Annotated in this window: 21 protein-coding genes and 2 riboswitches; of the genes, 11 read left to right on the top strand and 10 right to left on the bottom strand. The window is 68.5% G+C overall.

The window, feature by feature from the left end; translation table 11 throughout:
- Positions 1–85 precede the first annotated feature (85 nt).
- A complete protein-coding gene (locus H8B22_RS11330) occupies positions 86–1,363 on the top strand; it encodes an amino acid permease (RefSeq protein ID WP_187711525.1) in 1,278 nt (425 codons plus the stop codon).
- A gap of 16 nt (positions 1,364–1,379) precedes the next feature.
- Here the strand turns inward: H8B22_RS11330 and H8B22_RS11325 are convergent, their stop codons facing one another.
- Entirely contained in the window at positions 1,380–2,636 is a 1,257-nt protein-coding gene (locus H8B22_RS11325; RefSeq protein WP_187711524.1) for a multidrug effflux MFS transporter, read from the bottom strand.
- A gap of 86 nt (positions 2,637–2,722) precedes the next feature.
- The gene (locus tag H8B22_RS11320) at positions 2,723–3,157 is read right to left on the bottom strand and encodes a VOC family protein (RefSeq protein ID WP_187711523.1); all 435 of its coding nucleotides are present in this window, start codon (positions 3,155–3,157) and stop codon (positions 2,723–2,725) included.
- A gap of 248 nt (positions 3,158–3,405) precedes the next feature.
- On the opposite strand from H8B22_RS11320, the gene H8B22_RS11315 reads away from it, so the two are divergent.
- Complete coding sequence (locus H8B22_RS11315; protein ID WP_187711522.1) at positions 3,406–4,755, top strand: sensor domain-containing diguanylate cyclase; 1,350 nt, start codon at positions 3,406–3,408, stop codon at positions 4,753–4,755.
- A gap of 12 nt (positions 4,756–4,767) precedes the next feature.
- Here the strand turns inward: H8B22_RS11315 and H8B22_RS11310 are convergent, their stop codons facing one another.
- Positions 4,768–5,586, bottom strand: coding sequence for a hypothetical protein (locus tag H8B22_RS11310; RefSeq protein ID WP_187711521.1), 819 nt, complete (start codon positions 5,584–5,586; stop codon positions 4,768–4,770).
- A gap of 140 nt (positions 5,587–5,726) precedes the next feature.
- Positions 5,727–5,824, top strand: a riboswitch (glycine riboswitch).
- A 171-nt stretch (positions 5,825–5,995) separates the two neighbouring features.
- Positions 5,996–6,125, top strand: a riboswitch (glycine riboswitch).
- Between the two features lie 62 nt (positions 6,126–6,187).
- Here H8B22_RS11310 and gcvP point away from each other — a divergent pair.
- Positions 6,188–9,076, top strand: a complete 2,889-nt coding sequence (gene gcvP, locus H8B22_RS11305; RefSeq protein ID WP_187711520.1) for an aminomethyl-transferring glycine dehydrogenase — start codon at positions 6,188–6,190, stop codon at positions 9,074–9,076.
- A gap of 56 nt (positions 9,077–9,132) precedes the next feature.
- On the opposite strand, the gene H8B22_RS11300 is transcribed toward gcvP, so the two are convergent.
- The gene (locus tag H8B22_RS11300; RefSeq protein WP_187711519.1) at positions 9,133–9,897 is read right to left on the bottom strand and encodes an anti-sigma factor; all 765 of its coding nucleotides are present in this window, start codon (positions 9,895–9,897) and stop codon (positions 9,133–9,135) included.
- On the bottom strand, positions 9,894–10,415 hold the full coding sequence (locus H8B22_RS14955; protein ID WP_407060851.1) for a sigma-70 family RNA polymerase sigma factor: 522 nt from the start codon (positions 10,413–10,415) through the stop codon (positions 9,894–9,896). Before H8B22_RS14955 ends, H8B22_RS11300 begins: the two co-directional genes overlap by 4 nt.
- A gap of 371 nt (positions 10,416–10,786) precedes the next feature.
- Here H8B22_RS14955 and H8B22_RS11290 point away from each other — a divergent pair, with 371 nt between their 5' ends.
- The 4 genes from H8B22_RS11290 to H8B22_RS11275 all read left to right on the top strand — a co-directional run bounded on the left by H8B22_RS11290 (position 10,787) and on the right by H8B22_RS11275 (position 15,285).
- Positions 10,787–12,181: a DUF4331 domain-containing protein gene (locus H8B22_RS11290; protein ID WP_208456892.1), complete on the top strand. Its 1,395-nt coding sequence runs from the start codon at positions 10,787–10,789 to the stop codon at positions 12,179–12,181.
- A gap of 58 nt (positions 12,182–12,239) precedes the next feature.
- Complete coding sequence (locus H8B22_RS11285; protein WP_187711518.1) at positions 12,240–13,376, top strand: hypothetical protein; 1,137 nt, start codon at positions 12,240–12,242, stop codon at positions 13,374–13,376.
- A complete protein-coding gene (locus H8B22_RS11280) occupies positions 13,376–14,470 on the top strand; it encodes a HupE/UreJ family protein (protein WP_187711517.1) in 1,095 nt (364 codons plus the stop codon). Before H8B22_RS11285 ends, H8B22_RS11280 begins: the two co-directional genes overlap by 1 nt.
- A 311-nt stretch (positions 14,471–14,781) precedes the next feature.
- Entirely contained in the window at positions 14,782–15,285 is a 504-nt protein-coding gene (locus H8B22_RS11275; RefSeq protein WP_187711516.1) for a hypothetical protein, read from the top strand.
- 57 nt (positions 15,286–15,342) lie between these two features.
- Here the strand turns inward: H8B22_RS11275 and H8B22_RS11270 are convergent, their stop codons facing one another.
- Together H8B22_RS11270 and H8B22_RS11265 are read right to left on the bottom strand one after the other, a co-directional pair.
- Positions 15,343–17,118 carry an AMP-binding protein gene (locus tag H8B22_RS11270; protein WP_225876188.1) on the bottom strand — a complete coding sequence of 592 codons (1,776 nt, stop codon included), beginning with the start codon at positions 17,116–17,118 and terminating at the stop codon, positions 15,343–15,345.
- Positions 17,115–17,639, bottom strand: a complete 525-nt coding sequence (locus tag H8B22_RS11265) for a thioesterase family protein (RefSeq protein WP_187711515.1) — start codon at positions 17,637–17,639, stop codon at positions 17,115–17,117. Before H8B22_RS11265 ends, H8B22_RS11270 begins: the two co-directional genes overlap by 4 nt.
- A gap of 416 nt (positions 17,640–18,055) precedes the next feature.
- Between H8B22_RS11265 and H8B22_RS11260 the strand changes: the two genes are divergently transcribed.
- From H8B22_RS11260 to H8B22_RS11245, 4 genes are all read left to right on the top strand, one after another.
- Positions 18,056–18,487: an FHA domain-containing protein gene (locus H8B22_RS11260; protein ID WP_187711514.1), complete on the top strand. Its 432-nt coding sequence runs from the start codon at positions 18,056–18,058 to the stop codon at positions 18,485–18,487.
- Positions 18,488–18,691: 204 nt separating this feature from the next.
- The gene (locus H8B22_RS11255) at positions 18,692–19,981 is read left to right on the top strand and encodes a sensor histidine kinase (RefSeq protein ID WP_225876187.1); all 1,290 of its coding nucleotides are present in this window, start codon (positions 18,692–18,694) and stop codon (positions 19,979–19,981) included.
- Positions 19,974–20,753: a LytR/AlgR family response regulator transcription factor gene (locus tag H8B22_RS11250; protein WP_187711512.1), complete on the top strand. Its 780-nt coding sequence runs from the start codon at positions 19,974–19,976 to the stop codon at positions 20,751–20,753. Before H8B22_RS11255 ends, H8B22_RS11250 begins: the two co-directional genes overlap by 8 nt.
- 51 nt (positions 20,754–20,804) lie before the next feature.
- Positions 20,805–21,170 carry a hypothetical protein gene (locus H8B22_RS11245; protein WP_187711511.1) on the top strand — a complete coding sequence of 122 codons (366 nt, stop codon included), beginning with the start codon at positions 20,805–20,807 and terminating at the stop codon, positions 21,168–21,170.
- 76 nt (positions 21,171–21,246) lie between these two features.
- On the opposite strand, the gene fghA is transcribed toward H8B22_RS11245, so the two are convergent.
- From fghA to H8B22_RS11230, 3 genes are all read right to left on the bottom strand, one after another.
- Entirely contained in the window at positions 21,247–22,086 is an 840-nt protein-coding gene (gene fghA, locus H8B22_RS11240) for an S-formylglutathione hydrolase (RefSeq protein WP_187711510.1), read from the bottom strand.
- A gap of 13 nt (positions 22,087–22,099) precedes the next feature.
- Positions 22,100–23,209: an S-(hydroxymethyl)glutathione dehydrogenase/class III alcohol dehydrogenase gene (locus H8B22_RS11235; RefSeq protein ID WP_187711509.1), complete on the bottom strand. Its 1,110-nt coding sequence runs from the start codon at positions 23,207–23,209 to the stop codon at positions 22,100–22,102.
- A gap of 326 nt (positions 23,210–23,535) precedes the next feature.
- Positions 23,536–24,903 carry a peptidoglycan-binding domain-containing protein gene (locus H8B22_RS11230; protein WP_187711508.1) on the bottom strand — a complete coding sequence of 456 codons (1,368 nt, stop codon included), beginning with the start codon at positions 24,901–24,903 and terminating at the stop codon, positions 23,536–23,538.
- Positions 24,904–24,920: the final 17 nt, after the last annotated feature.

The following is a 24,920-nucleotide window of genomic DNA, read 5'->3' as shown; positions in this document are numbered from 1 at the left end:
ACGCCACCACCCCGCAATCACCGGACCAGGCCACCGTGCTGGCGGCCCGCGACCATCTCGATCCCGCGCTGGCGGCGACGAGCGCATGAGCACCCCACGCCCCCTCGGCCTGTGGTCGGCGACGGCGCTCGTCGTCGGCAGCATGATCGGCAGCGGCGTGTTCCTGCTGCCCGCCTCGCTCGCGCCCTACGGCGCCACCAGCCTGATCGGCTGGGCGATCACGCTCTCGGGCGCGATGCTGGTCGCGCTGACCTTCGCGCGGCTGGCGATGCGCTGGCCGCAGACGGGTGGGCCCTACGCGTTCGCACGCAACGGCTTCGGCGACCTGACCGGTTTCGTCATCGCCTGGAGCTATTGGATCGCGGTGTGGACGGCGAACGCGGCCATCGCGGTCGCCTTCGCCGGCAGCATCGGCTCGGTGTTCCCGGCCTTGACCGCGACGCCGTTGCGTTCGGCCGTCTGCGCGCTGGCGGCGCTGTGGTTCTGCGTGCTCGTGAACCTGGCCGGCGTGCGCGAGGCCGGCCGCGTGCAGATCGTGCTGACCGTGCTCAAGCTGATTCCGCTGCTGCTGTTCGGCGGCATCGCGCTGTGGTCGGTCGAGGCGCAGTACTTCACCCCGCTCAATCCGACCCAGGAATCGCTGCCGCATGCGGTGAATGCCACCGTGGCATTGACGCTGTGGGCGCTGCTGGGACTGGAAGCGGCCACCGTGCCCGCCGGTTCGATTGACAACCCGGAGCGCACGATCCCGCGCGCCACGGTGTTCGGCACGCTGCTCGCGGGCGTCGCCACCGTGCTGGCGTGCAGCGCCGTGCTCGGCCTGCTGCCCGCCGCGCAGTTAGCGAAGTCCGCGGCGCCGATGGCCGACGCCGCGGCCCACCTGTGGGGCCCGACCGCCGGCACCGGCATCGCGCTGATCGCGGCGATCTCCTGCCTGGGCGCCTTGAACGGCTGGGTGCTGGTGTCCGCGCAGGTACCGCTGGCGGCCGCGCGCGACGGCATGCTGCCGGCGGTGTTCGCGAAGCTCGACAAGGGCGGCACGCCGGTGTTCGGCGTGATGTGCAGCGCGGTGCTGGCCTCGCTGCTGGTGCTGGCGAACTTCAGCAAGTCGCTGGTGCAGCTGTTCACCTTCGCGATCCTGCTCTCGACCGCGGCGACGCTGCTGCCCTATGTCGCCGGTACCGCCGCGTGGTTGTACCGCGGCGACAGCAAGGGCCGCATCGTCGCGGCGCTCGGCCTGGCCTACAGCGTCTACACCCTGTGGGGCATCGGCCGCGAATCGCTGCTGTGGGGCGCGGCGCTGGTGGCCATCGGCTTGCCGCTGTACTTCCTGATCCGGCGCGGGACGAACCGCGCGCCGTAAACGCACGCCGCGAGGGTTACAGCGACTCGCCCGGCACCGTCTCGGTTTCGCTGTTGGGCGAGCCGAGCGGCTGCGAGGCGCGCTTCTCCCAACTCCAGAACAGCCAGGCCAGCGCCAGGAACGTCGACGCCGCCAGCACCATCCACAGCACGTGCGCGCTGATCAACGGCGACAGCACGCCGGCGATCAACGCGTTGAGCACCAGGCTGGTGAAGGCCTGCAACGACGAGGCCGAGCCGCGCTGCCGCGGGTACATGTCGAGGATGGCGAGGGTCACGATCGGGAACACCAGCGCGATGCCGAAGGCATTGAGCGAGATCGGGAGCACCGCCCACGGCACGCTCGCCTGTTCGACCAGCAGCGTGTAGGCGAAGTTGAGCACCATCGCGATCGCGCTGGCGATGAAGCCGGTGCGCACGAGCTTCTCGCCGCTGACCTTGCCGGCGCTGCGTCCCGACACGAACGAACCGGTCACCATGCCGGCGATCATCGGCACGAAGAACCAGCCGAAATCGCTTTCGCCCAGGCGCAGGTGGTCGACCACGAACGCCGGTGCCGAGGCGATGAACAGCCACAGCGCGGCGAAGTTGAACGCACTCGCCGCCGCCAGCCGCTGGAAGCGCGGGTTGGCGAAGATGGAAACGTAATCGCGCAGCAGCGGCCCGGCCCGCAACGGCAGCCGCGCTTCCTTCGCGTGGGTCTCGGGCAGGCCCCACCAGGTCACGGCCAGCAGCACCACCGAGAACGCCGCCAGGAACCAGAAAATCACCGGCCACGCACTCCAGCCCAGGATCCAGCCGCCGATGATCGGGGCGATGGCCGGGGCGATGCCGAAGATCATCGACACCTGGCTCATCAGCCGTTGCGCGGCTTCGCCGTGCAGCACGTCGCGGATCACCGCACGGCCCACGATCAGGCCGACACCCGACGACAGCCCCTGCAGCGCGCGGAACGCCAACAGCGTGGTCAGGTCGCGCGACAGCGCGCAGCCGATCGAGGCGAAGGTGAACACCACCAGGCCGCCGATGATCACCCGCTTGCGCCCGATCGCATCGGACAGCGGGCCATGCACCAGGCTCATCAGCGCGTAGGCAACGAGGTAGGCGCTGATCGTCTGCTGGATCGCGACCTTGTCCGCCTCCAGCTGCGCACCGATCGCCGGGAACGCCGGAAAGATGGTGTCGATCGAGAACGGCCCGAACATCGCCAGCCCGCCCAGCAGCAGGGCGAAGCGGCGGATGGAGATTCGGGAGGTGCTAGTGGTGTCGTTCATGGGGCCTGTCATTGTTGTATGGGCGATGACAGACCTCAGGGTCTGGTCATCGTCGTTCCCCATTCGCGCCGCGGGCGCGGCTTCATCTATGCCGTTGCTTCGCTTTCATCGGGGGCCCCCTTCAACTCGACGAGATTGCCTTCCGGATCGAACAGGTACTGCGACGGCCCTTCGCCCTCGGCGCCGTAGCGCGAACCGAAATCGCCGATGCGCACGTGGTGCCGTTCGAGGTGGCGGACGATCGCCTCGCGGTCGAAAGGATCGGCGCGCAGACACAGGTGATCCATGTTGCGCCCTTCCACGCCGGGCGCGGCGCCGCCCATGGCACCCAGCTTGCCATCGATGCGGACCAGGTCGATCAGCGATTGCCCGGCACGCAACTGCACCAGGCCGATGGCGTCCTGCCGGCGCTCCACGGTGCAACCGAGCACGTCGCAATAGAACGCGACCATCGCCGCCTCGTCGCTCACGCGCAGCACGACATGATCGATCTGCCGCAGGGAGAAAGGCGGTGTGCTCATGCGGTGCGATCGTCCGTGCGCAGGGGGCGCCAGCATACCAAGCCATCCGGCGCGGCCCGGATGCCATCGCTGGTCGGAGGCGCGCGCCTTGCACACCGCCTTCACGCGCATTCACCAACACCTTCATGACTGGCGCGCTAACGGATCTTCGCAATCCGCAACCCGGTCGCGAAACGAGTGCAATCCGCGTCACGAAAACCCCGAAGCGCTTAATGGAAGCTCTACGCCCCTGCGGCTACCGTGCCCCCATGCCCCCCCAGCTCCCGCCACCGCCCGCGGTCCCGGTCCAGCGACGCCGCGTGCGTCGCCTGATCGCCGAACTGCGCATCCTGCGCACCGCGATGGACGAGCTGTCGGCGCTGGTCTATGCCAAGGACCTGGCGGGTCGCTACACCTTCGCCAACCGTGCCACGCAGGCGCTGTATGGCGCCGCCCCCCATGACGTCCTCGGCGCCGACGATTCCCGTTTCTGGGACATGTCGCGGTCCGAGGTACTCAGGCACAACGACCGCCGCGTGATCGAGGACGGCCTGCGCCTGGAATCCGAGGAGCAGATCGCCTTGATCGACAGCGAAGCGCGCACCTACTTCAGCGTCAAGGCACCGGTCCGCGACGCGCGCGGCCGCGTCACCGGCGTGGCTGGCGTGTCTACCGACATCACCCACTTCAAGCAACTCGAATCGGAGCTGCTGCAGAAGAACGCGCTGCTGGAATCGCTGCTGGAGAACGTCGACGCCTGCATCTACACCAAGGATCGCGCGCGCCGCTACACCTATGCCAACGCGAAGATGGCGGACGTGGTCGGGCGCGAACCGCAGGAGCTGATCGGCCGCACCGACGAGGAACTGGTCGCGCCCGAAGTCGCCGCCAACTGGCGCGTGCTCGACGACCGCGTGCTCGCCACCGGCGCCAAGCAATCCGGCGAACAGATCTCCACCTCCGCGCAGGGCGAGATCCGCAACTTCTGGGTCGTGCAGATCCCGCAGCGCGACCGCAGCGGCGAGATCGTCTCGCTGTTGGGCATCGCCACCGACTTCACCCAGTTCTACCGGCTGAAGGAAGAACTCGCGCGCCAGGCCACCACCGACGAACTGACCGGTGTGCGCAATCGCCGCAGCCTGCTGGAAGTCGCGCGGCAGGAGTTCCAGCGCGCCACCCGCTACGGCCATCCGTTGTCGGTGCTGATGATCGACATCGACCACTTCAAGGGCATCAACGACCGCCACGGCCACGACGTGGGCGACACGGTGCTGCGCGCGGTCGCCAACGCCTGCCGCGACGAACTGCGCGACAGCGACGTGCTGGGCCGGCTCGGCGGCGAGGAATTCGGCGTCGTGCTCCCGAACACGGGGCGACCGGGCGCGTTGGTGGTCGCCGAGCGCCTGCGCGCGCGCATCGATGCGCTGCGCCTCGACGGCGACTGGGGCGCGGACATCGCGCCGAAGGTGAGCGTGGGCGTCGCCTGCATGCAGGGCGCGCCGCGCATCGAGGCCGTGCTCAAGCAGGCGGACCAGGCGCTGTACGCGGCCAAGGCCGCCGGCCGCAACTGCGTGCAGGTCGCCGAGAGCGTCGGCGCGGACGGATCGTGCGCGGCGTGAGCGCGCCGATCGCTACGGCTTCGCCGCGGATGCTCCGGACTTCGGCCTGACGGCGGTGGTCGCGGCAACCGGCCGCGGCAGCGAACGCAGCGTCGCGATGCTCTCGATCGGCACCGCTTCGGCGACGCGGTCCTGAGGCCACCACAGGAACACGTAGGTACTGCTGCTGCCGAGCAGGCGCGCCGCCTGCGGCACCGGGGCCGCGGCGCCCGCCATCGTCACCTGCACCACATGGCCGGTGCGGCCGTCGCGGATGTACTCGCCGCGGTTGTCCACGTAGTACACGGTCGCCCACATCATTCCCCAGAACACCGCGAAGGCCACGCCGGTTTCCGGGGTCACGCCCACACCCTTCCAACGCAGCCAACGGTTTTCCGGAAACACGATGCGCGCCCACCAGCGCGTGCGCAGCTCCGCGACGCGCTGCGGATGGCGGCGACGGTAGAGGTCGGGCCCGGAGATGACCAGGGTCAGCAGGATCGAGCCGAGCAGGATCAGCACGTAGGCCGGATCGCGCAGGCCGGCCACGAGGTAGTCGCTGGCCTGCAGGTATTCGAGGATGGGCAGACCGAAGCCGCGGTAGAACCAGAAACTCGCCCACAGGCCGATGAACGACACGAACAGGTAGGCCGTGGTGAAGAACAGGCCGGGTTCGTCGCGCAGGCGCCGCCAGGCGCGGATCACCACCGGCTCGACCACGGGCCCGCCGGGCTGCGGCGCAATGGCGGCGGCATCACGCGGCGCCGGGGTCGTCGGGGCGAGTCCGGGCTCGGCCGCCGGGGCCGCTGCGGGCGCCGCCGCCTCGATGCTGCTGCTGTGCTCGTTGTTCAAGGCGATTCCCCTCTCGCTGGACGGGCCATCCTACGGGGCTTCGCGGCGAAGCTGAATGACCCGGGCACCGCTACGGCCCTCCGGAACCGCGCGGATCCCGCACCGGGCAGGCGGGCCGAGCGGCTATAATTCGCGCTTCCACGCACACGGTGGGAGAAGCAGCCGACCCGCAGGGTCCGGCCGCTGCCGAAGGCGCAACCGCCCGGAATCGCTCAGGCCCATGTACTTCCGTGTGTATGGATGTGTCCGCCTGCCCAAAGTTGGCCGCGACGGGACTGCCGGTTTGCAGCGCAAGGAAGAGCGAGGGAGCGTATGTCGATACGCGACTGAGCGATGACGCGGCGATGCGAAGCGGCAGGCTCGTCCCGAAGGGCCGCCAGGCGCGGCCTGCTTTGGGCAGGTGGCCACATCCATCAACTCTGGAGAGACCGGCTCACCCACGGTGAGAACCGGCGCCGAAGGGGCAAGAGGCAGCGCTGGGACACCCTCCCCACCCGGCGCGCTTCCAAACTCTCAGGCAAAAGGACAGAGGGGCACTGCTCTCTTCGAGCACCACGCCGCAACCGCATCCGCGACCGCGGCCCAGCCCTGTGCCCTTGCCATGACCAAGCCTGCTTCGCTGCGTGACCTCGAACACCACGGCGCCTTCCTCGAGCGCCACATCGGCCCCAACGACGCCGAAGTCGCGCACATGCTGCGCGTCGTCGGCCACGACTCGCTGGACGCGCTGACCGACGCGATCGTGCCCGCTTCGATCAAGTCGCCCAACCCGCTGGCCCTGCCGGCACCGATCACCGAAGTCGAAGCGATCGCCAAGATCCGCGCCGTCGCGTCGAAGAACCAGGTGTTCAAGTCGTTCATCGGCCAGGGCTACTACGGCACGCACACGCCGAACGTCATCCTGCGCAACATCCTCGAGAACCCGGCGTGGTACACGGCCTACACGCCGTACCAGGCCGAGATCTCGCAGGGCCGCATGGAAGCGCTGATCAACTTCCAGCAGATGTGCGCCGACCTCACCGGCATGGAGATCGCCAACGCCTCGCTGCTCGACGAAGCCACCGCCTGCGCCGAAGCGATGACGCTGGCCAAGCGTTCGTGCAAGTCGAAGTCGAACGTGTTCTTCGTGTCGAACGGCGTGCATCCGCAGTCGCTCGAAGTCATCCGCACCCGCGCCGAGCCGCTGGGCATCGAAATCGTCGTCGGCAACGACGCCGATGCGCTCAATACCGACGCCTTCGGCGTGATGCTGCAGTACCCCAACACCTTCGGCCAGGTCGGCGACTACAAGGCGCTGGCCGATGCCGTGCACGCGCGCGGCGGCCTCGTCGCCGTCGCCACCGACCTGCTCGCACTGACCCTGATCGCCGCGCCGGGCGAATGGGGCGCGGACATCGTGGTCGGCAACTCGCAGCGCTTCGGCGTGCCGTTCGGTTTCGGCGGTCCGCACGCAGCGTTCATGGCCTGCCGCGACGCCTACAAGCGCTCGATGCCGGGCCGCCTGATCGGCGTCTCCATCGACGCCGAAGGCAAGCCCGCCTATCGCCTCACCCTGCAGACGCGCGAGCAGCACATCCGTCGCGAGAAGGCCACGTCCAACATCTGCACCGCGCAGGTGCTGCTGGCGGTGATGGCGTCGATGTACGCCGTCTACCACGGCCCGGAAGGCCTGGTCCGCATCGCGCAGCGCACCCATCGCCTCGCCGCGATCCTCGCCGCTGCACTGGGCAAGGCCGGCATGAACGTCGGTCCGGACTTCTTCGACACGCTGCACGTCACCGGTGTCGATGCCGCGGCGCTCCACGCCAAAGCCAAGGCCGCGCAGATCAACCTGCGCGCGATCGACGCAGGCAGCGTCGGCATCAGCCTCGACGAAACCAGCACGCGTGACGACGTGACCGCGCTGGCCGCTCTGTTCGGTGCCAGCGCCGATATCGATGCGCTCGATGCGGCCACCAGCGACGCGATCCCCGCCGGCCTCAAGCGCACCAGCGCGTTCCTGACCCACCCGGTGTTCAACACCCACCACAGCGAGCACGAGCTGCTGCGCTACATGCGCGCACTGGCCGACAAGGACCTGGCGATGGATCGCACCATGATCCCGCTGGGTTCGTGCACGATGAAGCTCAACGCTACCGCGGAAATGATCCCGGTGACGTGGCCGGAATTCGGCAACCTGCATCCGCTCGCTCCGGCCGACCAGGCGCAGGGTTACAAGGAACTGATCGACGGCCTCGAAGCGATGCTGGTCGAGTGCACCGGCTACGACGCGGTCAGCCTGCAGCCGAACTCCGGCGCGCAGGGCGAATACGCCGGCCTGCTCGCGATCCGCGCCTACCACCGCTCGCGAGGCGAAGGCCATCGCGACATCTGCCTGATCCCGGACTCCGCGCACGGCACCAACCCGGCCTCGGCGCAGATGTGCGGCATGACCGTCGTCGTCACCAAGACCGACAGCAACGGCAATGTCGATGTCGAGGACATCCGCCGCAATGCGGAGAAGTACAGCGACCGCCTCGCCGCGATCATGATGACCTACCCGTCCACGCACGGCGTGTTCGAGGAAGAAGTCGTCGAGATCTGCGAGATCGTGCACAAGCACGGCGGCCAGGTGTACACCGACGGCGCCAACATGAACGCCCTCGTCGGCGTGGCCAAGCCGGGCAAGTGGGGTTCGGACGTTTCGCACCTCAACCTGCACAAGACCTTCTGCATTCCGCACGGCGGCGGCGGCCCGGGCGTGGGCCCGTGCGCGGTGAAGTCGCATCTCGCGCCGTTCCTGCCACGTGCACTCGGCACCGACAGCCTGCGCACGCAGGGCGTGGGCAACGGCAACGTCGGCATGGTCAGCGCGGCGAGCTTCGGTTCCGCCTCGATCCTGCCGATCAGCTGGATGTACGTGACGATGATGGGCGCGGAAGGCCTGCGTAAAGCTACTCAAGTTGCATTGCTCAACGCCAACTACATCGCCAAGCGCCTGGCCCCGCACTACGAGACGCTCTACACCGGTCGTAACGGCCTGGTCGCGCACGAGTGCATCCTCGACCTGCGTCCGCTCAAGGATTCGACCGGCATCAGCGCCGAAGACGTGGCCAAGCGCCTGATCGACTTCGGCTTCCACGCCCCGACCCTCAGCTTCCCGGTCGCCGGCACGCTGATGGTGGAACCGACCGAGTCCGAATCGCAGCACGAACTCGACCGCTTCATCGACGCGATGATCCAGATCCGCGACGAAATCCGCGCCGTCGAGGAAGGCAAGCTCGACCGCGAGGACAACCCGCTCAAGCACGCCCCGCACACCGCGACGGCCGTGTCCGCGAGCGAGTGGACCCACGCCTACCCGCGCGAACTGGCCGCGTTCCCGCTGCCGTCGCTGAAGCTGCAGAAGTACTGGCCGCCGGTCGCGCGCGTCGACAACGTCTACGGCGACAAGAACGTCATGTGCGCCTGCATTCCGGTGGATGCGTACAAGGACGAAGTCGAGGCGTAAGCCGCCGCTTCACGCTCCAAGGAAAGGCCCCGCAATTGCGGGGCCTTTTCGTTTCGTCAGATGGCCTCGATGCCGCCCTTGGCGATGATCGGCCCCGTCGGCACGCCCTGCGGGGCACCGCCCGGCGGCTCCAGCGAGATCGCCAGCGTGGCGCCCTTCGCCAATGCGCGCAGCAACGTCTTCGGCACGACCACCAGTTGCGTCCGGTCGACCGAAACCAGCCCCAGCGAACGCGGCGCCTCGCCCGGCGGGATCAACCACAGTTCGGGCACACGGCCCTGCGCGTCGGCGGGTGCGGGCACCGGCACGATTCGCAGCGTGCCGCGTGCCGCATCGATCGCGGCCAGCCAACCCGGCGTGCCGTCATCGCGCGCCAGCGTGGTCACGGGCTGCGCGGGCTCGCTCGGCTGCATCACCACGGACGGCGGAGCCGGCGGCACCGGTGGCGGTTGCACGCGACCGAAGAACACCGCGGCCAGCGCGGCGGCGGCCGCGATCGCGGTCATTCCGCGCCAGAAGCCCACGCGCTGCCACACGCCAGGTCGGCCGCCTTCGACCGGCGACCAACCCAGCCGCGTGCGGATGCGCGGCCACACGTGCGCGGGCACGGCGACCGGCTCGATGGTGTCGAGCATGGCAGCCAGGCGCAGTTCCCACGCGGCGACCAGGCGCGCGAAGGCTGGATCGGCGCCGATCCGCAGCTGCGCCTGTCGCCGTTCTCCGGCGTCGAGCACGCCCAGCACGTATTCACCGGCCAGCACGTCGGCGGACGGCGGTTCGCGACCGGAATCTTCGTCGAATCGGGGATCGCGGATGTTCATTGTTCCAGGCACACCCGCAGCTGCATCAAGCCACGCCGGATCCAACTCTTGATCGAGCCCAGCGGCGATCCGCTGCGCGCGGCGAGTTCCTCGTAGGTGGCGCCATCGAAGAAGGCGGTGCGGATCAGCGCACGACGGCGGTCATCGAGCTGTTCCATGCAGCCATCCAGGCGTGCGCGCTGCGTCGTCGCCTCGGCGTGCTGCAGCGGCGAGGGCAACGGGTCGGCGATGCTTTCGGCGAATTCGATCGGCGCGTTCTTGTAGGGCCCGGGCAACGTGCGCAGACGGTCGATCGCCTTGTGCCGCGCGATCGTGCCCATCCAGGTGATCGCGCTGGCCCGCGCCGCATCGAATTGCGCGGCCTTGTGCCAGACGCTGGCGTAGACCTCCTGGAGCACGTCCTCGGCCTCGGCGCGGTCGGGCAGCAGGCCGAGGCAGATGCCGAACAGCTTGGCGGACGTGGCGCGATAGAGCGCCTCGAAGTCGTCGCGGCTGCCGCTGGCGACCGCCGCCAGCAACGCCACCAGCTCTTCGCCGGCGCCCGCATTCGCTTGATTCGATGGATTGGACACGGGCACCTGGGGAATGGATCGCGCAAGCAAGCACATCAAGGAAACGGCTGACACCGGGACACGTGACGCCATCCCGCCGGGACAACGGGGGTAACCGATGGCGACGGCCAGTCTCCTGGCGGCGCGCTCCCACTGCCTCCTGCCCTTATACGAGAGCACATCGCATCCGGATGCGAAGACGACGTGAACCCGCCGCGCCGCTGCCGCCCCGCGGCGACGAACGGTTGCATCCACGCCTGCATCCGCCGCGTAAGCACCCAGGAACGACAGGCGCCGCATCGCCGCCTGCATTCGCCTCCCCCTCACAGGACACCGCCATGAAGCAGCCCCTCGTCAGACACGCCAGGCCCGCCATGCTCGCGCTCGTCATCGCCGGCCTCGTGGCCGCGGCAGGTTCCGCGCTTGGCTCCAGCCATCGCGAAGCACCGCTCATCACCCAAACCCCGAAGGTCGATGGCACCGACTTCTACCTGTTCCGCAGTTACGAAACCGGCCGCGCCGGCTACGTCACCCTGCTCGCCAACTACCAGCCGCTGCAGGCGCCCTACGGTGGCCCCAACTACTTCCTGATGGACCCGGAGGCGCTGTACGCCATCCACATCGACAACGACGGCGACGCCGTCGCCGACATCTCCTACTTCTTCAAGTTCTACAACCGGCTCAAGAAACTCACCGTGCCGGTGAACGGCGTCGACGTGGCGGTGCCGTTGAGCAACATCGGCCCCTTCGGCGCCACCGCGGCGCAGGAAGCCAACCGCAACGTCGACGAAAGCTATGTCGTGGTCGGCGTCGAGGAAGGCCGCGTCGGCGCAGCACGCAACCTCGGCAGCGGCGACTACCTGTTCAAGAAGCCGTTCGACAACATCGGCACCAAGTCCATCGCCAACTACGCAAGCTACGCCGACCGCCACATCGCCCGCATCGGCACGCGTTGCGCCGGCGAAGGCCGGGTGTTCGTGGGGCAACGCAAGGACGGTTTCGCGGTCAACCTCGGCGAGGTGTTCGACCTGGTCAACACCAATCCGCTCGGCCCGCCCGATGGCGAACGCAATCTCCTGGACGATGCCAACGTCACCACGATCGCGCTGGAACTGCCGATCGCATGCCTCACCCATTCCGGCAACCCGATCATCGGCGCCTGGACCAGCGCCTACACCCGCGATGGCCTGCACTACCGGCAGGTGTCGCGCCTGTCCGCGCCGCTGGTGAACGAAGTGGTGATCGGCCTGCCCGACAAGGACCGGTTCAACGCCTCGCTGCCGGTCAACGACGCGAGCTTCGCGAAGTACGTCACCAACCCGACCCTGCCGATCCTGCTGCAGGCGTTGTTCGGCGTGCAGGCGCCGACGCGGTATCCGCGCACGGACCTGATCGCCGCCTTCCTGACCGGCGTGCCGGGCCTCAACAAGCCGGCGTCGGTGCGACCTGCGGAGATGATGCGGCTTAACACGTCGATCGCACCGAAGGCCGCAGCCCTGCAACAGACACTCGGCGTGCTCGCCGGCGACACGGCCGGCTTCCCCAACGGGCGACGCCCGGGCGACGACGTGGTCGACATCGAACTGCGCGTGGCGATGGGCGTGTTGTTGCCGGCGGCCGATGCTCCCGCCGGGCAACTGCCGTACACCGATGGTGCCGCGCTGAAGGCGAGCGACTTCCGCGCGACGTTCCCCTACCTCAACACGCCGCTGCCGGGTTCGCCCAGCAACTGAACGCAGATCGCAAAGCGCAAGCCGCCGCCCCGATGGCGGCTTGCGGAGGAACCCCACCATGCTGCGCGCACTGACCCTGGCCTGCGGATTGGCGGTGGCGTCGATGGCGCACGCCGGGCGTCCACCGTTGGTGGTGCCGGACGACGCCGCCACCGTGATCGAACAGCTGCCACCCGGCTATGCGCGGCTGATGCCGACGACGACGGCGCCGCCTGCGTCGATGGCAACGCCAGCCGCAGCGATGGCGCGCGTCCAGCAGTTGCTGGCGACCGCATCGCGCAACGGGGATGCGCGACTCGTGGCGCGGGCCGACGCGTTGCTCGCGCGCATGCCGACGCAGGACGTCGATGCCGACCTGCTGCTGGCCCGCGCCTTCAGCGCCCAGCATCGCCACGACTTCGCCACGGCGATGGCGTTGCTCGATCGCGCGATCGCGCAATCACCGCGCAACGCCGCGGCGCACCTGTCGCGCGCCCAGGTCCAGCTGGTACGGGGGCGGCTTGACCTGGCGCGCGCGGACTGCACGGCGCTGGTGCTCGGCATCGATGCCGGCAGCGGCCTGCTGTGCGTGGGCATGCTGTCCCTGCGCAGCGGCCAATACGCCGTGGCTGCAACCGCACTCGATCGCTGGTTGCAGGCCGGCGCCGGTGCCGAGGGGAGGCGCTACGCGCTGGTGATGCGCGCCGAGACGGCGGCACGCGCGGGCGATCGCGCGGCCGACGCGTGGTTCCGTCGCGCGCTGGCGCTGGCGCCCGACGATGTCCGCACGCTCGCGGCCTACGCGCGCTACTTGCGTAGCGCGGGACGCGACCGCGAGGTGGAGCCGCTGCTCGCCGCGCACACCGACCACGACGGCCTGCAGCTGCAACGCATGCTCGCGGCCTGCCGCCTGGACCGTACCGTCGCCGGTCCGCTGGTGGCCGCCCAGGCGCGACGCTTCGCCGCCGCGCATGCCGCGGGCAGCGCGCCGGAACTGCGCGACGAAGCGGAGTTCCTGCTCGTGGCCCGCGGCGATCCAACCCGCGCACTGGCACTGGCACAACGCAACTTCCACAGCCAGCGCGACTACGAAGATGTCGCGATCCTGCAGCGCGCCGCGATCGCCGCGCACCACGCGGAAGCGCTGCGCCCATTGCAGGCCTGGGCCGCCGGCCAGCACCTCGCCTTGCCACCGCCGCCGGAGGTCGCGCGCTGATGCGGCGCTGGCTGCTCCTGCTGCTGTCGCTGCTCGCGTCGCCGCTGCAGGCGCACACGCTGTCGGTCGCGCACCTGGACATCACGCGACGAGCCGATGGCGGCGCGCAGGTCGAACTGGACCTGGCGATTCGCGACCTCGCCCTCACCTTCCCGCTCGATGCCAACCGCGACGAGCGGGTGACGTGGGGCGAACTGCGCGCGCTGCGTCCGGCACTGGAGCGCTGGACGATGTCGGGCCTGGAGTTGTCGACCGCCGCGGGTGCCTGCACGCTGCGACCACTCGGGCTCGCCACCCGCCACTACGACGACGGCAGCTACGCCAGCGTGCAACTGGAGGCGAAGTGCCCCGCGCGATCCGACACGCGCGTGCGCTACGACCTGCTGTTTGCCGTCGATCCGCAGCACCGGGCGCTGGTAACGTTGCGCCAGGGCGCGGACGTCCGCGCGGCGACGGTGCGCGCCGATGCCCGCGTCATCGCACTCGGCGCCGCGCCCGACCGCGCGTTCGCCGACTTCCTGCGCGAGGGCGTGCACCACATCCTGGTCGGCTACGACCACATCGCGTTCCTGCTGTCGCTGCTGCTGCCCGCCGCCTTGCTGCGTCACCGCAACAACTGGTTGCCGGCGGAAGACCTGCGCCAGGTCGTGACCCAAGTGCTGGGTATCGTCACGGCCTTCACCGTCGCGCACTCGATCACGCTGAGCCTGGCCGCGCTGGGCTGGGTCACGCCCGCATCGCGCTGGGTGGAACCGGCGATCGCACTCAGCGTGCTGCTGGCGGCGGCCAACAACCTGCACCCGCTGGTCACGCAGCGCGCGTGGGTGGCGGGGTTCGGCTTCGGCCTGGTCCACGGTTTCGGTTTCGCCGGGGCCCTGGGCGAACTGGGCCTGCCGCAGGGAACACGCCTGCTGGCCCTGCTCGGGTTCAACCTCGGCGTCGAATTGGGGCAACTGGCGATCGTGTGCGTCGTGCTGCCGGGGCTGATCCTGCTACGGCATCGCCGCTGGTATGCCGGCCTCGCCCTGCCGACGCTGTCGCTGGGCATCGGCGCGGTGGCGCTGGGCTGGCTGTGGCAACGGCTGCCGACTTAGCCAGTGCAGGCGGTGGCGGAAGGCGAAACAGCCCTCCCTGCCGGGCAGCAACGGCCTCGTGCCAGGGCCGAGGCATGCGGTTGTCCGTCCACGCCCCGGCCCGCCGTTGATCTAGGAGTCGTCGCATTCCACACCGCCCGCTGCGCCGGGCGCGCACGTCCGGAACAGGTCCGCGCCAGCATCTGCAAAACCACCTGTAGCGCCTGCCCTTCGCGTGCTTCGAGCTGGTCGAAATGTGACGGCAACCTCCGTTCGAGACACTGCGCCTTTACACACTGTCGTCATTGCTGTTGTGGCTTCAAGGAGGAAGCATGATTCATCACAGGAAAGATCCGCCCCCCCGCGACCACGCCAGTGGCGTGCCCAGGGATGCCGAGGCAGGCGGTCGCCATCGCAAGCTGTGGCTGGCCGGGATCCTCGTCGGACTGGCACTGGCCGGCATGTGCGGCCAGGCGCTGGCGCAGGGCGCGCGCTTTGGCGTGCAACTCCGCGTACTGCCCGCACGCGGCAACCCCGAGGCAGCGCTGCCGGCCCTGCCCCGACCGCCGCAGGTGCAGGTGCTGCCACCCGGCCACCATGCCGATCGCCTCCTGTATGCAGGCTCCGTAAGCGACGCCAGGGCGTTCTACGCCAGCGCGCTGCCGGCGCTGGGTTTCCAGCTCATGCAGCGCACCGCCGACAGCAGCCTGTGGGAGCGCGACGACGCGCGGGCGGAGTTGCACTTCTATCCCGTCACCGGGACGGAGGCGATCGGCATCATCGTGCGGATGTCGCGCCCGGGCGCAGCTGACGCGCAAACCGCTCTCTCGCGATGACCCGGTTCACGCACTTGCCGTGACGCTCGCAGCCCCGCATCCGCGGGGCTGCTTTTTTCATGCCCGGGCCAATGCGGTTCCAGCCGGGGTCGCGTCCGCGGCCATTGCGTCTTCCCACACCACCGGTTCGCCCGCTGCCAGCCACGCTTCGGCCTGCGGCAGGTAGCGCGCATCGATGGCGGCGCGGCGAATCTTCAGCGTCGGCGTGAGCAGGCCGTTGTCGACGGACCACGGCTCGGCGACCACCACCAGGCAGGCCAGCCGCGAATAGCTGGCGAGCCGTGCATTCACGCGGGCCATGAGTGCCGTGAACTCGTGCGCCATCGACTTGCGCAGGGCGGGGTCGCGCTGCAGTGCGTGGCGCGTCTCCTCGGCCAGCATCAGCAGCGCGAACGGCTGCGGCAACCCGCTACCGCTCACGCACACCGCCTCCACGCGCGGATCGTCGCCGAGCAGCAACTCGATCGGCGCGGGCACCACGTATTCGCCGCGCGAGGTCTTGAACTGTTCCTTGATCCGACCGACCAGGCGCAACCGTCCCTGTGCATCGATCTCGCCGCAATCGCCAGTGCGGTAGTAGCCGTCCGGCAACACGCATTGCGCCGATTCCTCGGGCTGCCGGTAGTAGCCCAGCATCAGTCCCGGCGTGCGGATCTGGATTTCGCCGTCGGCGGCGATGCGTGTTTCCACGCCGCGCAATGGCGCGCCAACGTAGCCGCTGCGGAATTGCCCGACCCGGGTCACGTGGGTGATGGAGGCTTCGGTCATGCCGTAGCCCTCGAGCATTTCCAGGCCGAGCCCGCGGTACCAGTCGACGACGGCAGGCGGCAGCGGCGCGGATCCGGTGACGGCGATGCGCGCGTGGTCCAGGCCCAATCCGCGCACGATCCTGCGCTTCACCAGCCGCGACAGCAGCGGCAGCGCGAACAGCAGGCGCTGCTTGGCGGGCGGCAGCTTTTCATTGACCGCCTGCTGGAACTTGATCCACAGGCGCGGCACCGAGAAGAAGATCGTCGGCCGCGCGCGGTGCAGGTCCGCGACGAAGCTGGCCACGCTGTTGCAGAAGTACACCCGGAAGCCGAAGTAGAGCGAGCACATCTCCACCACTTCGCGCTCGGCGACGTGCGCGAGCGGCAGGTACGAAACCATGCGATCGCTGGCGCCCATGCCCAGCGCGTCCTCGGCCGCCGGCACCATCGCCATCACACCGCCGTGGCTGTGCATGACGCCCTTGGGCACGCCGGTGCTGCCGGAGGTGTACATGATCGTGCACAGCTCGCCCGGGCGCGGCTCGTGCACCTGCAACAAGGGCGCGTGCCGCGTGATCAGGTCCTGCCATTGCGGGATGTCGCGGCGCGGCGACAACGGCAGGCCGATCAGCTGCAATCCTTCCGGCAACTCCGGCGCGATCGCCGGCCAGTTGTCGGCGCTGCCGTCCAGCTTGCCGATGAACAGTGCCTGCGCCCCGGAGTGCTGCAGGATCTGCCGCACGGCCTGCGCGCTCTGCGTCGCGTACAGCGGCACGCTGACGTGCCCGGCCATCATGATCGCCAGGTCGGCCATGATCCAATGCGCGCTGTTGCGACCGAGCAGGGCGATGCGGCTGCCCGCCTGCAGTCGCAGCGACTGCAGGTACGCGGCGATCCGCCGTGCCTGGTCGCCGACTTCGGCCCAGCTGTAGTCGACCACCGCACCGTCGGGATACGGCTGGGTGAGGTAGACCGCGTCGGGATGCGCGCGCTCCCGCTGGAGAAAACAGGCAAGTGGCGTGTGCTGTTCCTGTCCTGTACTGGCGTGCGCGGACGACGGTGTCGCCATGGCGGATGCTTTCATCGCTGCATCTCCCGCAGCCGTACTTCGGCCAGCTGCAATTCGCCCACGATGGGCAGCGGCGCGGGTGGCGCCAGCGATTCGCCTGCCGCCAGCAGCCAGGTCGACACCGGCAAGCGACCGCCCGGGCCGATCAGCATCACCTTGACGATGGCCATCGCCACCGTGCTGCCCTGACGCTCGAAGTGGTGCTCGCACCACACCCAGGCCTCGTCCCACCAGATGACGCGCGAACGCAGCCGGTACTTCTCGAACAGGCGCAGCGGGCGGCGGAAGCGCATCGTCGCCACGTGCGCGACCGGCAGGTGGCGGCTGGCCAGCATCTGCCGCAGCAACCCCGCGCGCGCGACGATGTTGACGCGCCCCAGGTCGGTGAGCGCGAGGTAGCGGTCGGCGCTCATCTTCGACACGTCGACGTCGTTCGGAAACACGATGAGGTTGAGGACGCTCTCCTCCACCACCCGCACGTGCCGGCGGAAAAAGCTCGCCAGCAGGACATACAGCAGCCGCAGCCGGAGTCTCATGGCCATCTCCTTTTGCCCGAGTCTCTGCCGTCGCTAACGTTGCCGCGCATCCGCCACGGCCAAGGCTACCGAGCCCAACACGGGTCCATTTCCATCTGAAATTACGGCGTCCGCAGCACGCAGTTACCCCGGGCGTGCCGGCGGCGGGCCGCGCGGCGCCTGTGGCGGGCCTCGCGCGCTTCCGCGCACTGCAACCTCCCCATGCGGGTGGGCACGCGAACCTCCGTGCCGCGGCAAGACGGCGAGCGGGCAACGGCCCCATTCACTTCGATCGTCCCTACCGCCGGCCCCGACGCGGGCAAAAAGGTGAGCGCCTGCGCAAACGCTGGATCCGGTCACGATGGCAGGCAGCCACGGGCATGTGGGCATGCTAGTTTCCGGCCCGACCACCCTGACTCGACCACCCTGTCGCCGCCATGCCCACCCAGCTTTCGGACCCGGAATACGTACTGCGCGGCGTCGCCGGCATCGTTTTCGGACGCAGCTACCACCTGCTGGCCCCGACCACGCTGGGCCGTGCACCCGAATGCGACATCGCCGTGGCCGATCAGGGCATATCGCGCGTGCATGCGCGACTGCGTCCGCTGGATTACGGCGTGGAGATCGAAGACCTGAAGTCGACCAACGGCAGCTTCCTCAACGGCCAGCGGGTGAGCATCGGGGTCGCGCGCGTCGGCGACGAGATCGCATTCGACCAGTTGCGCTTCCGCCTCGATGCCGTGGCGCGGCCGGCACGCACCGGCGCCGTGAAGCGCGGCGCGACGCAAGGTTCGCCGCGCCGTTGGCCCTGGGTGGTGGCCGCGCTGGCGATCGCCGCCGGCATCGCCGCGCTGCTGCTGGCACGCTGACCAGGCAACACCACCCCGCACGCACGCTTCGTACCTACCGTCCGGGCAATCGCGCCGGACGCTGGCGCATCGCCACACTGCCGTCGTGTTCGCTCCGGGCCGGGGCGGCTTCGTCGCCCTATTCCCGCTTCCGTCGCAACCGCCCTTTCGCAGGCGGCGGCGCTCGCTATGCTTCGCCGCAACCAACGACCGACCGTGACCAACGTGATCCGAAACATCTTCTTCGTTGCCCGTATCGCCATCGCCTGGGGGCTGGCGCTGCTGCTGCTGGCCTCGTTCTGGTCCGGAATCCCCTTCCTCGGCCGGATCGAACTGCCGATCGTCCTCTTCACCTTCATCACCCTGGGCCTGGTGGTCACCGCCGCGTTCTCGCACCTGCGCCGGGTGCGGCTGATCGCCGGATCGGAGAGCGAATCACTCGGCAATCGCCAGCGTCGCCAGATCGAGATCCCGTTCGAAGCCGGCGAGGCGTTCGACCTGCTCGACGCCGCCATCCGCGAACTGCCGCGCAGCGAGGAGATCGAGAGCGCACGCGACAGCCTGCAGGTGCGAGCCAAGGTGCAGCGCCCGCGCTTCGCCGAACAGCCGCTGGGCAAGTGGCATCCGATGCACTGGTTCGGGCGCACCCGCAACCAGATCGCCGCCACGGTGACACCGGTCAATGGCACCGGCAGCGTCACCCTGATCTGCGAACCGGAAAGCGGCGCGTGGAGCGACTGGTTCCGCGTCGATGACGGCACCAACCTGGAAAACGCCAACGCGATCACCCGCGCGATCACCCGCCGCGTCGCCGATCGCCGCCGCAACGAACGCGATGCCGCCGCGCAGACCGCGACCGAGAAGGAACTCACCGTCGCCCGCCTCAACCTGCTGCACGCGCAGGTCGAGCCGCACTTCCTCTACAACACGCTGGCCAGTGCGCAGTACCTCACCCGCACCGATCCGGTGCGTGCCGACGAGATGCTCGGGCACCTGATCCAGTACCTGCGGCATTCGTTGCCGCGCACCCAGGACGAACTGGCGACGCTGGGCGACGAACTCGAACGCGCGCTGGCCTACCTGGAAATCCTCAAGATCCGCATGGGCCAGCGCCTGGGCGTGCAGGTCGACGTGCCCGAGAGCCTGCGCGGCACGCAGTTGCCGCCGATGATGCTGCAGACGCTGGTGGAGAACGCGATCAAGCACGGGCTGGAACCGCGCACCGCCGGCGGCACCGTGTGGATCCGTGCACGCGCAGTCGACGACATGGTGGCGGTCACGGTGGCCGACGATGGCGAAGGCTTCAACGTGCAGAGCAGCGGCACCGGCATCGGCCTGAAGAACGTGCGCGAACGCCTGCAACTGGTGTACGCCGGCAAGGCCGCGCTCGCGGTGGTCGCCAACTTCCCCTCGGGCGTGGCCGCCACGATCACCGTGCCAGCACCCGCCGTGCCGGCACCCGTCGCGGGCACACCGACCACGGCTGCCGCGGTCACGGAGCGCAGCGATGTCTAAGCCGATTACCGCCGTGATCGCCGAAGACGAGGCGCTGCTGCGCAGCGCGCTGCTGGAACAGCTGCGCGCCGCCTGGCCGCACCTCGAGGTCGTCGCCGAATGCGAGGACGGCGCCAGCGCGCTGGAAGCCATCGACGAGCACCAGCCCGACGTCGCCTTCCTCGACATCCGCATGCCCGGCCTCACCGGGCTGGAAGTCGCCGCCGCCGCCGCGCATGCGAGTCCAAGCACCCAGGTCGTGTTCGTCACCGCCTACGACCAGTACGCGATCGACGCCTTCGACCGCGGCGCGATCGACTACCTGCTGAAACCCATTGCCGCCGAACGCCTCGAAGCCACCGTGCAACGGCTCAAGCTGCGGCTGGCCTCGGGCCCCGGCGATGCGGCGGCCCTGGGCGAGATGCTCGAACGCCTCGGCGCCGCCCTGCCGAAGAACCCCGCGCGCCCGCCGCTGACCTGGCTGACCGCGAGCGCGGGCCGCGAGACCCGCCTGATCCTGGTCGACGACGTCGCCTACTTCCGCGCCGACAACAAGTACACGACGGTGGTGACGGCCGAGGGCGAGGCGCTGCTGCGCACGCCGATCCGCGAACTGCTCGCGGTGCTCGACACCGACACGTTCAAGCAGATCCACCGCTCCACCATCGTCAACCTCAAGGCGATCGCCTCGATCGTGCGCGACGACAGCGGCAAGGGCACGGTGCGGCTGAAGGGCCGCACGGAAACGCTGACCGTCAGCCAGCCGTTCATGACCCTGTTCCGGCACATGTAGGCGCGCCCCAACGCGCGACTGCCGCCACCATCCAAGCCTGCGAGAGCCCCCATGCGCAACCTGATCGCCGCGGTTTACTTCCTGCTGTCCATGTTCGGCTGGGACATCGGCGGCACCACCATCGTCCACCGCTCCGCGGTCGACGGCATCGAGCAGATCCACAGCCGGATCCGCACCGCGTCCGTCGTCACCCGCTTCGAATGCCTCGCCAGCGCCAGCGGCGAATGCCACTACACGCTGTTCCCGCGCCCCTGCGCCTCGGCCGCGAACAACTGCCAGCCGCTGCCGGCCGAACGCATCACCATGGCGGCCGGGGCGACGCGCGAAGTGGTTGGCCTGGCGGACTTCAGCGCCTGCGTCGCGCAGGACGACACCGCACTGTCCGCGGACTGCAAGCCGCGCGCCGGCGCGAAGTAAGCAGCACCAAGACCATTCGCGAACTCGTGACAATAGGCCCCGCGTCGCGGGGCCTCTTTCTATCCACCGACGCTACTCAGTTCCGCAGCGCCGCGGCATGGTGCGCGATGTGCTCGCCGATGAAGCTGGCGATGAAGTAGTAGCTGTGGTCGTAGCCGGCGTGACGACGCAGCCGCAGTGGATAGCCGGTTTCGCGACAGGCAGCTTCGAGCAGCTCGGGCCGCAGCTGCGTGGCCAGGAACTCGTCGGCTTCGCCCTGGTCGACCAGCAGCACCGGCCGGTTCGCCTGCGCCGGTGTCGAACGCACCAGTTCACTGGCATCCCACGACCGCCACGCGTCGCGGTCGTCTCCGAGGTAAGCCGTGAAGGCCTGCTCGCCCCACGGCACCTGCGCGGGCGCGACGATCGGCGAGAACGCCGAGACGCTGCGGTAGCGATCCGGGTTGCGCAGGGCGAGCACGAGTGCGCCGTGCCCACCCATCGAATGCCCGCTGATGGCGCGTGCATCGCTGGCGTTGAACTGCGCCTCGACCAGGCGCGGCAGTTCCTCGACGATGTAGTCGTGCATGCGGTAATGCGCGGACCAGGGCTCGTGCGTCGCGTTGAGGTAGAAACCCGCGCCTTGCCCTAGGTCGTAGCGCTCAGCATCGGCGACCTGCGGACCGCGCGGGCTGGTGTCGGGCGCCACCACGATCACGCCGTGTTCCGCCGCGTAACGCTGCGCGCCGGCCTTGGTGATGAAGTTCTGCTCGGTGCAGGTCAGGCCGCTGAGCCAGTACAGCACCGGACAGCGCGCCTCGCGCGCCTGCGACGGCAGGTAGATGCCGAAGCGCATGTCGCAATCGAGCGCCTGCGAGCGGTGCTGCCACACTTCCTGCACGCCGCCGAAGCAGGCATGGGTTTCCACCTTCTGCATGAGGTCGCGTCCGTCAGTAGTGGATGACCGTGCGGATCGACTTGCCTGCGTGCATCAGCTCGAAGGCGTCGTTGATGCCCTGCAGCGGCAGCGTGTGGGTGACGAAGGGCGCCAGCTGGATGTCGCCGCGCATCGCCTGTTCCACCATGCCGGGCAACTGGCTGCGGCCCTTGACCCCGCCGAAAGCCGTGCCCTTCCAGGTGCGCCCGGTGACGAGCTGGAACGGGCGCGTGGAGATCTCCTGCCCCGCGCCGGCCACGCCGATGACCACCGACTGGCCCCAGCCGCGGTGCGCGCATTCGAGCGCGGCGCGCATCACGTTGACGTTGCCGATGCATTCGAAGCTGTGGTCGACGCCCCAGCCGGTCATCTCGACGATCACCTGCTGCACGGGCTGGTCGTGGTCCTTCGGGTTGACGAAGTCGGTCGCGCCCATCTCCGCAGCCATCGCGAACTTGTCCGGGTTGGTGTCGATCGCGATGATGCGGCCCGCCTTCGCCTGACGCGCGCCCTGGATGACGGCCAGGCCGATGCCGCCCAGCCCGAACACCGCGACGCTGTCGCCCGGCTGCACCTTCGCCGTGTTGTGGACCGCGCCGATGCCGGTGGTGACGCCGCAACCGAGCAGGCAGACCTGCTCGTGGTTGGCCTCGGGATTGATCTTGGCCAGCGACACCTCGGCGACCACGGTGTATTCGCTGAAGGTGGAGCAGCCCATGTAGTGGTAAACAGGCTGGCCGTTGTAGGAGAAGCGCGAGGTCCCGTCCGGCATCACGCCCTTGCCCTGCGTCGCCCGCACCGCCACGCACAGGTTGGTCTTGCCGGACTTGCAGAACAGGCACTCGCCGCATTCGGCGGTGTACAGCGGGATCACGTGGTCGCCCGGCCTGACGCTGGTCACGCCCTCGCCCACTTCGACGACGACACCGGCACCTTCGTGCCCGAGCACCACTGGGAACAGCCCTTCCGGATCGTCGCCACTCAGGGTGAAGGCATCGGTATGGCACACGCCCGTGTGCGTGATGCGCACCAGCACCTCACCCGCACGCGGCGGAGCCACGTCGATCTCGACGATCTGCAGCGGTTGTCCGGGAGCGAAGGCGACGGCGGCGCGGGATTTCATGGAGAGTTCCTGTGCCCGGTCTGGCCGGGCGAGTGTGGGGGTATTGGGCCCGCATTGTTGCGGCTCTTGGGGTTACCTGGAAGTAAAGCCACGGGGCAGCGGTCTTGCCGCATTTGGCTAAAGGCATCCTCGGCGTAGGCAAGAAACCAGGAGGCCCACCTCCAGAAGCAGCAAGGCCCCGCACGATGCGGGGCCTCGGTCGACTTCGGGGTGCGATTGAGTGACGCGACTTAGGCACTGCGCCGATCGCGAGTATGTTCTGAGGCCGGGAGCCTTAGGCGAGGACTGGCACGCTCGGCCAAGCCTCGCCTAATCCAAACGCATCACTACGGCCTCATGCCAACCGAAAGCCCGCTCCGGTGTTCCATGTGTTGCGCCTGAATGTTGGCTTGCGCAGCCTGTTCCCGCTGCAACTGGCCCTCCTTGAGTTCACCAGTGCTGCTCTCGACCGACCGGCCCAGCGCCTCGACCCGATCCACATGGACCCATCGCTTAGCCGGATCATGCAGGTCGCCTTGAACCGCCAAGACTCGGTCTCCCTGGCTATTCATCAGCACATGATCAACGTGCCGGAGCCCCCCAAGCTTCGCCTGTGCCGCAACAGCCGCTGCCAAGCCATCTTCGCTGCCACCTGGAACGGCCCCTGGACCCAGGCGCGCAATTCCATCCTTCACCTCGCGAAACAATCCATGATCCGGATGAGTCTTTTCCGACAACAAGGGGCTCAGCGTCGCCTCCTGCAGGGCAAGCCTAGTGTCCTTCCCCACGACGCCATCGACACGAAGACCGTGAGCCTTCTGGAAAGCCCTCAGCGCCTCTTCGGTACGCTGACCGAAGTCGCCGTCCAACTTTAGCGATCGTCCTTGCCTATCGGTGTAACCAAGCTTGAGTAGGTCTTTCTGCACCAAGCGAACGTGTTCGTTCTCATCGCCGCTCTTCAGGATGTCGCTTGCCATGGTTGAGCGATCAAGCAAGACATCCTCGCGAGAGCGGTGCGCCTTGCCGTGTACCGGAGCCACGCCTAGGTCGACGCCGCTTCGTCTAAGAGACTCCTCGTGGCCTGCTAACGCCACGAGGCTTGCCTTTTCCGCTTGTGCCCGCCGCAGCAAGCCGGGCTGCCACTCCGGAGAGCTTTTGAAGAGCGTGCTGTTGTGCGAAATCTTGTAATCCTGGATCGCCACCACGACATCCTTGTCGGACAGAAGCGATAGGTCGACGCCCTTCCCAAACTTCTCCTCTATCCCCTTGCCGACGATACGCTGGGTCAATCCTCCGAACTGAACCGAGGTGCTCCAGATCACATCCTGCACAGCCCGGCCCCGGGTCGAGAGGTCCAAGCCCGCGCCTTTCAGTTTGTCCAGCTGTTCGCCGTAGTGCGACCTGCCAATGTAGTCATGCTGATCGCGCGCGAACTCTGGATCGGTCCTGGCGATCTCCTTCCACTTGGCATTGAATGTTGGCGTGGCAGGGGTGAGCCCCTTGAATTGTTCACCGTACCTGGACTGCTCCAGATACTCCGCCAACGTGCCCATTTTCGAAGACAGTTGATAGGCGCCGTATGAAACGCCGCCGTGATCACCCTTTCCGCTGGAGATCACTCCGGCACCGAGTCCGCTGGACTCGTAGTGCGCTGATGTCTGGCCGAGACGCCAACTCTCAACCGCACGACGCGCGGCATGCATATCTTCACTCATGACAGTCACTCCTTGAC

Origin of the sequence: Lysobacter terrestris (assembly GCF_014489475.1) — a bacterium.
Lineage (GTDB): Bacteria > Pseudomonadota > Gammaproteobacteria > Xanthomonadales > Xanthomonadaceae > Agrilutibacter > Agrilutibacter terrestris.
The sequence above is the reverse complement of the archived record's forward strand: the minus strand, read 5'-3'. Positions and strand labels throughout refer to the sequence as shown.